This is a genomic window from Streptomyces sp. NTH33 (assembly GCF_003236365.1).
GTDB lineage: Bacteria > Actinomycetota > Actinomycetes > Streptomycetales > Streptomycetaceae > Streptomyces.
In genome coordinates this window covers 1-7,047 of record NZ_POTZ01000364.1, presented here as the reverse complement: position 1 = coordinate 7,047, position 7,047 = coordinate 1, and the positions used below count along the sequence as shown (strand labels likewise).

The following is a 7,047-nucleotide window of genomic DNA, read 5'->3' as shown; positions in this document are numbered from 1 at the left end:
TCCCACGCCCTCACGGCCGAGGTCCGCCCCCTCCTGGCCCTGGCCGGCCCGGCCGACCTCCGCGCGGCGGCCCCGCCGAGGGGCGTACGCGTCCTCCAGGCCTCGGACCTGGGCTTCCTGTCCCGCCTGGGCGGTGTGCTGAAGCCGGCGGACGCGGAGGCCCTGTATGCGACGGCGAGGGACAGGAGGACGTGGGAGCGGGTGTGACAGCACAGCCGCGCCGCCTCACGCCCGGGGCAATGGCAATGGCAATGGCAACGGCACCGCACGCGCGCACTCAAGATTCATACGCCGGTAAAGCTGAGTAAACTTCCCAAAAGCGACAAACTGCTCGCGATGCCTCGTCATGAATCGCTCCGGAAGGTGCTGCACGTGCGATCCATATGGAACGGCGCCATCTCGTTCGGTCTGGTCAGTATCCCGATCAAGGTCGTGAACGCCACCGAGAGCCACACCGTCCCCTTCCGCCAGATCCACACGGAGGACGGCAGCCGCATCCGCTACCGCAGGGTGTGCGAACTGGAGGACCGCGAAGTCACGCAGGCGGAGATCGGCAGGGCCTACGAGGACGCGGACGGCACCATCATCCCGATCACCGACGAGGACCTGGCCCACCTGCCCCTGCCGACCACGAAGACGATCGACATCGTGGCCTTCCTCCCGGCCGACCGGATCGACCCGCTGCAGCTGGAGCACGCGTACTACCTGGTCGCCAGCGGCGTCCGGGCCGCCAAGCCGTACACCCTCCTGCGGGAGGTCCTCAAGCGCGGCCGGCGGGTGGCGATCGCCAAGCTCGTCCTGGGCGGCCGCGAACGCCTGTGCATGCTCCGCGTGGTGGACGACGCCCTCGCCCTGCACAGCCTGCTCTGGCCGGACGAGATCCGCGCCCCCCAGGGCGTGGCCCCGGACGCCGGCGTCACGCTCCGCGACAGGGAGCTGGACCTCGCCGGCACCCTCATGGACGCCCTCGGCGAGGTCGACCTCGAAGACCTCCACGACGAGTACCGCAGGGCCCTGGAGAAGGTCATCGCCGCCAAGGCCGCCGGTGAAGCGCTCCCCGAGGCCCCCGAGCCCGCCGCCGGCGGCAGGATCCTCGACCTGATGACCGCCCTGGAGGAGAGCGTCCGCGCGGCCAGGCGGTCCAGGGGCGAGGAGGTGGACGAGGAGGTGGCCGCGGAGGCCGCGGCGAAGAAGCCGAAGAAGCCGACGGCCGCGACGAAGAAGCGGACCTCCAAGTCCACCCAGCCCACGGAGAAGAAAACCCCGGCGAAGAAGACTTCGGTGAAGAAGACCCCGGCGAAGAAGGCGGCAGCGCGCAAACACACGGCATGAGGGCGCCCCCCGCACGGCTCCCGCCGCGCAAAGCCACCCCTCGCCCTCCACCGCACGCGCCGCAGCGCCGGCACGCGGCGAGGAGCGGATGTGACCCGCACCGCGCGCACAACTAAGGTTGCCCGCATGGTGTTTCCCGCTCCGGCTTTCGTCCGACCGGTTTCCTTGTCGCAGCAACTCGCCTTTCCTGAGCCGGAGTTGTGCATACTTGACGCCGCGGCACACAGAGGCGGTGCCGTGTGAACAAGCCGCTGAGACGCATAGCCGTCTTCTGCGGACTCCTGATGCTCGCGCTGCTGCTCCGGGCCAACTGGCTGCAGTACCTGCGGGCCGACGAGCTGGCCTCCGACGGAGAGAACCGACGCGTGCTGATCAACCAGTACGCGGTGCCGCGCGGCGACATCGTCGTGGGCGGACAGCCGGTCACGGGTTCCGTGAAGGTGGACGGCGCGGACCTCAAGTACAAGCGCACGTACAAGAACGGCCCCATGTACGCGCCGGTCACCGGATACGCCTCCCAGTCCATGGGCATGACCCTGCTGGAGAAGACGTACGACAGCGTGCTCAGCGGCCAGGACGACCGGCTGGCGTTCAAGCGGTTCACCGACATCGTCACCGGCAAGGAACGACGCGGCGGAGACGTCGTCACGACGATCGACCCCAAGGCCCAGGAGGCCGGGTACAAGGGGCTCACCGAGCTCGGCGCCCGCGGCTCGGTGGTGGCACTCGACCCGCGGACGGGCAAGGTGCTCGCCCTCGTCTCGGCGCCCTCCTACGACCCCTCGTCCTTCGCCGGGAACCTGCTCAAGGAGAGCGACCGGTTCAAGGCGCTCGACGCCGACAAGGCCAGGCCGCTGGCCAACCGCGGGCTGCGGGAGACCTTTCCCCCCGGCTCCACGTTCAAGATCCTCACCGCGGCCGCCGCGCTGGAGCACGGTGTGGTGACCGACATCGACGCCTCCTCGGACGCGGTGTCGCCGTACCCCCTGCCGCAGTCGAGCAACATGATCGGCAGCCAGGCCGGGGACGCCGTCTGCGGCAAGGCCTCGCTGAAGACCGCCATGCAGTACTCCTGCAACAACGTCTTCCTCGACGCGGCCGTGAAACTCGGCCGGGACCGGATGCGCGAGACGGCCGAGAAGTTCGGGTTCAACGAGGACGTCTACTCCTCCGACCTCGGCGACCTGCGGGCCGTCAAGAGCCAGTACCCGCAGGACCTGGACGCGCCCGGAACCGCGCTGACCGGCATGGGGCAGGGCAGCCTCACCAGCACTCCCCTGCAGATGGCCATGGTGACCGCCGCGCTGGTCAACGACGGCAAGGTGATGCAGCCCTACGTCGTCGACGAGGTGCGGTCCCCCGATCTCAGCACGCTGCAGAAGAACGAGCCCCGGGTGATGAGCCAGGCCGTCTCCTCCGGCACGGCCGCGAAGGTCCGCGGGATGATGGAGCACACCGCCAAGGAGGGCAGCGCCCAGAGGGCCCTGATCGACGGCGTCACCGTGGGCGGCAAGACCGGAACGGCGCAGCGCGGCGTGGACGTCCGCGAGCAGGTTCCCTACGGCTGGTTCGTCTCGTACGGCGTGAAGCCCGACGGCCGGTCCGTGGCCGTGGCCGTCTTCATCGACCCCACCGCCATGGACATCTCCCGCGAGGACATCTCCGGCGGCAACCTGGCCGCCCCCATCGCGCGGAACGTCATGAAGGCCGTCCTGCGGGACTGACAGGAAAGAAGAGCCCCCGACGCTCTTTGCGCCGGGGAACCGGAACCCGCCGCACGAAGTCGGCCTCGGGAAACGACGGAAAACGACGGCACAGCCATCGGCGCCAAGCGGTGATCCTGGCAGAAGAAGGACCCCGGCGGGGTGATCGCCGGGGTCCTTCGACGCGTGGGAGTCAGTGGCGCTCGTTGGAGAGGTCGACGGTCGGCGTGATCGCAGCCCGACCGGCTGAGCGAGGTCAGCGAGAAGGCGGCGTGGGTCTGCTCCGGCCGGGACGGCTTCTCGCCGTCTGCGTCCGGTTCTGGCGTGCGCCCGAGTCGTGCGGCTTGGTGGACCGGATGGCGCCGTGTACCCACCAGGCGCAGGCGTAAAGGATGAACGCGCAGGCCAGCGCGGTGCCGCCGCCCGTCGCCCAGTCCGAGAGAACCGCCTCCGCCGCCTGTTGCGCGGTTGCCTGGTCGGCTGTCGCGGGTTCGCCCCGGTAGTACTCCAGGGTGTGCGTGTTGGCCACGGCTCCGGTAAGGGCGGCAAGGGTCAACACCGCTATGAGGCTCCAGCGGGCCGCTGCCGGCAGTCCGGCCTGGCCGGTGTCGCCGGCCGAGGCCCGGTGCCGACGGCGCCACAGGTGCACCACGACGGCGATCAGGCCCCCGGCCGTGCTGATGTGCTGGACCAGTCGCGCCACTGTGAGGTCCCCCGTGACGGAGGACCTCAGGAAACTCAGGTGAGTAACCAGATAGCCGTCTCCGTGCGTGAAGGAGTCCCACAGCAGATGGGTCAGGATGCCGATCAGGGCGGACAGCAGCACCCAGCCCGCCCGGCGCAGGCCGTTGCCGCCGCCGCGATCGGCCGTTCCGGCCGGGGAGAGCCGGGCGGGCAGCAGGGCGGCGGCCGGGCGGCGCACGAGCCGGTACAGCGCCAGGAGCGCCAGAGCGAACGGCCCCGACACGGCGATGCCGGACAGCGTGTGGGAGACGGTGGCGTTGAGGAACGGCTCGTACCAGGACTGGGCGCTCACCGGTATGTGCGCGGCGGAGAGGAAGTACGGAGCGTCCGGAGCCATGGCTCCGCAGACCAGGGCGGCCGGTGAGAACGGGTGGCGCAGCAACGGCAGAACGGCTGCGGGGTGGGACAGCGTGAACGGCACCGAGGAGCCTCTTCCGTGTCGGCGCGGGCCGTGGTGACGGTCGCCGGGTGCGGTCGGGCATGGAGCGGCACACGCAGCCCCACAAGTCGAGCAGCTGAATATATTCTCTGGGATTATATGTCGTCCAGCTGACTATGCTGCGCCGTCGGTGCGAAGCCGTTCCCGGGGTGCGGAGGGCGGCTGGTGGAGGGGTGCTCAGTGCCGGCTGGGCCGGCGGATGCGAAGGCGAAGCGCGTGCGCGGCGGCGGCCGACGCGCCGGCCAGCGGTACCACGGCGGCGGTCCCCAGGGCGGGAAGCAGGAGACTCCAAGCTCCTGTGGTGTAGGCATGGGCGAGGAACAGCGGGCAGGCCGCGGCTGTCGCGGCAGTCTCGGCCAGCCCCGGGGACATCGACCGCAGAGCCTGCGCCAGGCCGGTGACCGCGAGGACGATCAGGGGCCACAGACCGTAGTCGGTGCTGACCGGGAGTACGCCCGCGTACATCGCGGTGACGGGCAGCCACGCGGCGGCGGCCATCGCGCCGGCCGTGGCACACGGCCCGGTCCCCGGCCGCAGATCGGGCGGACAGGCCACCACGACCAGGGCGGTGAGAAGCGCCAGGGCGGGGGTGATGACCGGGTCACCGAACGCGGGACCGCTGACAACGGCCGCGACGGCCAGCCCCACCAGCCCGGTGGCGAGCGCGATCACGCCCGCGCGCCACCGCCCTGTCAGTGCCGTGACGGCCCCGACGAGGACCAGTGCTGAGGCAAGCAGGAGCGCGCTCCATGCGTCGGCGTCGATCCGCACGGGCGCCGGTGAGGCGACCACCCCGGCGTACCAGCGGCTCAGATGCACACCGCAGTGGGCCGCCGCCGCACCCACCGCCAACGGCGCCGCGCGCGCCAGCAGCCGTCCGGCGGCGGTCGCGGAGCTCAGACCAAGTCTCATCCGCACCGCGTGAGCGGCGATGTCCGCAGCCTCCCGGAACCTGCCCAGGGCAGAGACTTCCGCCGCCGTCTGCTGATAGACGGCGAAGATCTCCTCACCGCACTCCATGCGGTACCGCCGCGGATACAGGCGCAGAACCAGCCCGATCACGCCCGCGTCACCGCCGCCCCGGAGATGCCCAGCCGCCGGGTGGCTTCACGGGCCGTCGCCGCCATCCGTTCCGCCGCCACCGCCAGCCTCTCCCGCCCCAGCGGCGCCAAAGCGTAGACCTTGCGGGCCCGCCCGTCGACGACCTCCTCACGGAACACCTCGATCAGCCCGTCCTTCAGCAGCCGATCGAGTGCGCCGTAGAGGGTGCCGGTGCGCAGGGCCACCCGGCCGCCGGAGAGCGACTTCACCTCCTGGGCGATGGCGTAACCGTGCCGTGGCTCGTCCGCCAGAGCCGTCAGTACCAAAAGGGTCGGCTCCTGCAACACACGCTCACTCATCCAGCCAACATATGTCGCCCAGCGGCCTATCAACAATGCCGACGCGGCACCACTCGTCCGGGGCTCACCCCTCCTCGTCCTCGTCGGTGTCAGCGGGCGTCGGGTCGCGCGGCGGGCGTGGGCAGCCGCCGGCCGGCCCGGGCCTAGGCTGCCGCGTATGCATGTGCTGACCGTCCTCGACGAAGCGGTGGCCGCGCTCAAGGCCCCCCTGAGGGAAGAAGACCGCGCGCAGGGCTGGACCGACGACCTCCGGCGGGAGGTGCAGGAGGAGATCTCCAGGGACCGCTCAGGACTGCGCCGCCGCGGGATGGGCCTGGTGCGGTATCTGCGTCCCCGTCTCGACGCATGGATGGAGTGCGAGGGCGTGCGGCCGGGACGACTGTGGGACCTGGTGTCCGACGTGCAGCGCCGGCTCGTGGACGCGCGGAGCGAGGCACGGGGTGGCGGCCGCTGACGGCGCCGCGAAAGCTCCGGCGTCGTCAGCGCGCTGCTCGCTAGGCGGCCTGCTGCGAGGCGGCGGCGTCGGGGCGCAGGTCGTCGAGGGTGAGCTGGTGCGCCGGGGGCTCGGGCAGGACGACGCGGTGGGTGGTGCGCAGGTCGGAGCCGACGTGGAGCAGTTCGCCCGCCTCCATCAGGCGCCAGTGCGGGTTGTCGTCCATGCGCTCGCTGGCCACGACGACGGAGGGACGGCCGGCCAGAGCGGCGGAGTGCACGCGCATCCGCCCGTGGCTGCCGCTGTGGTCGAGGTGCCGGGTGCCGTGCCGGCCGCCCGCCGACCGCTCGAGGACGTACAGCTCGTGCGTGCCCGGGTAGCGCAGCGCCCACAGCTGCCCGGGGGTGGTGAGGACGAGGTTGAGGGCGTACACGGGCAGGTTCCGGGCGACCCACCGCGCGGCGTGCGCGACACCGGCCCCGACGTCACCGCCGTGGTCACGGATCTCCCGGGTGACGAGGGCGAAGAACCTCTCCGAGTCGGTGTCGCCCTCGACCAGCGACCGGTCCGCACCCAGGTGGTCGTCGAGCGCGTCGAGTCCCTCGACGACCCCGTTGTGCGCGAACAGCCGCCCTTCCTGCTCGAAGGGGTGCGTGTTGCGTACGTCCAGACTGCCGGTCGAGGCGAACCGCACATGAGCGAGGAAGGTGGCCGACTCCACCTCCCGCGCGTCCTCGGCGAACGCCCGGTCCTCGTAGGCGGCGATCGGCGCCTTGTCCACGTGCGGGGTGCCGTCCGCGGCGAAGTACCCCAGCCCGGTGCCGTCGGGCTCCCGGTGGCTCTGCCGACTGAGGCTGTCGGGGGCCTCCAGCAGCCAGAAGGTGGCGTAGGTGCGCCGCGGGGCGCTGCTGAGTCCGAACAGGCGGCACATCGGGTACCTCCGCGGGATGTCGGGCGACCAGGGGGGTGTCGGGCGACCCGGGGCGCACCTACGCC

The 7,047-nt window shown here is 71.3% G+C and carries 7 protein-coding genes and 1 pseudogene; 4 read left to right on the top strand and 4 right to left on the bottom strand.

Annotation, left to right across the window (positions count from 1 at the left end):
- The 3 genes and pseudogenes from C1I97_RS27380 to C1I97_RS27370 all read left to right on the top strand — a co-directional run.
- Positions 1-207: pseudogene (locus C1I97_RS27380) on the top strand (NERD domain-containing protein); the annotation flags it as partial.
- Positions 208-372: 165 nt separating this feature from the next.
- On the top strand, positions 373-1,332 hold the full coding sequence (gene ku / locus C1I97_RS27375; protein ID WP_111005822.1) for a non-homologous end joining protein Ku: 960 nt from the start codon (positions 373-375) through the stop codon (positions 1,330-1,332).
- Positions 1,333-1,571: 239 nt separating this feature from the next.
- Complete coding sequence (locus C1I97_RS27370) at positions 1,572-3,056, top strand: peptidoglycan D,D-transpeptidase FtsI family protein (RefSeq protein WP_111005821.1); 1,485 nt, start codon at positions 1,572-1,574, stop codon at positions 3,054-3,056.
- A gap of 235 nt (positions 3,057-3,291) precedes the next feature.
- Here the strand turns inward: C1I97_RS27370 and C1I97_RS27365 are convergent, their stop codons facing one another.
- The 3 genes from C1I97_RS27365 to C1I97_RS27355 form a co-directional block, all read right to left on the bottom strand.
- Positions 3,292-4,200: a DUF4184 family protein gene (locus C1I97_RS27365; RefSeq protein WP_181446944.1), complete on the bottom strand. Its 909-nt coding sequence runs from the start codon at positions 4,198-4,200 to the stop codon at positions 3,292-3,294.
- A 195-nt stretch (positions 4,201-4,395) separates the two neighbouring features.
- Positions 4,396-5,280 carry a hypothetical protein gene (locus tag C1I97_RS27360; protein ID WP_111005819.1) on the bottom strand — a complete coding sequence of 295 codons (885 nt, stop codon included), beginning with the start codon at positions 5,278-5,280 and terminating at the stop codon, positions 4,396-4,398.
- On the bottom strand, positions 5,277-5,618 hold the full coding sequence (locus C1I97_RS27355; protein ID WP_111005818.1) for a PadR family transcriptional regulator: 342 nt from the start codon (positions 5,616-5,618) through the stop codon (positions 5,277-5,279). The genes C1I97_RS27360 and C1I97_RS27355 overlap by 4 nt, the downstream gene beginning before the upstream one ends.
- A 157-nt stretch (positions 5,619-5,775) precedes the next feature.
- On the opposite strand from C1I97_RS27355, the gene C1I97_RS27350 reads away from it, so the two are divergent.
- Positions 5,776-6,072: a hypothetical protein gene (locus C1I97_RS27350; protein ID WP_111005817.1), complete on the top strand. Its 297-nt coding sequence runs from the start codon at positions 5,776-5,778 to the stop codon at positions 6,070-6,072.
- Between the two features lie 40 nt (positions 6,073-6,112).
- Here C1I97_RS27350 and C1I97_RS27345 read toward each other — a convergent pair whose 3' ends face one another.
- Positions 6,113-6,982: a class II glutamine amidotransferase gene (locus tag C1I97_RS27345; RefSeq protein ID WP_111005816.1), complete on the bottom strand. Its 870-nt coding sequence runs from the start codon at positions 6,980-6,982 to the stop codon at positions 6,113-6,115.
- Positions 6,983-7,047: the final 65 nt, after the last annotated feature.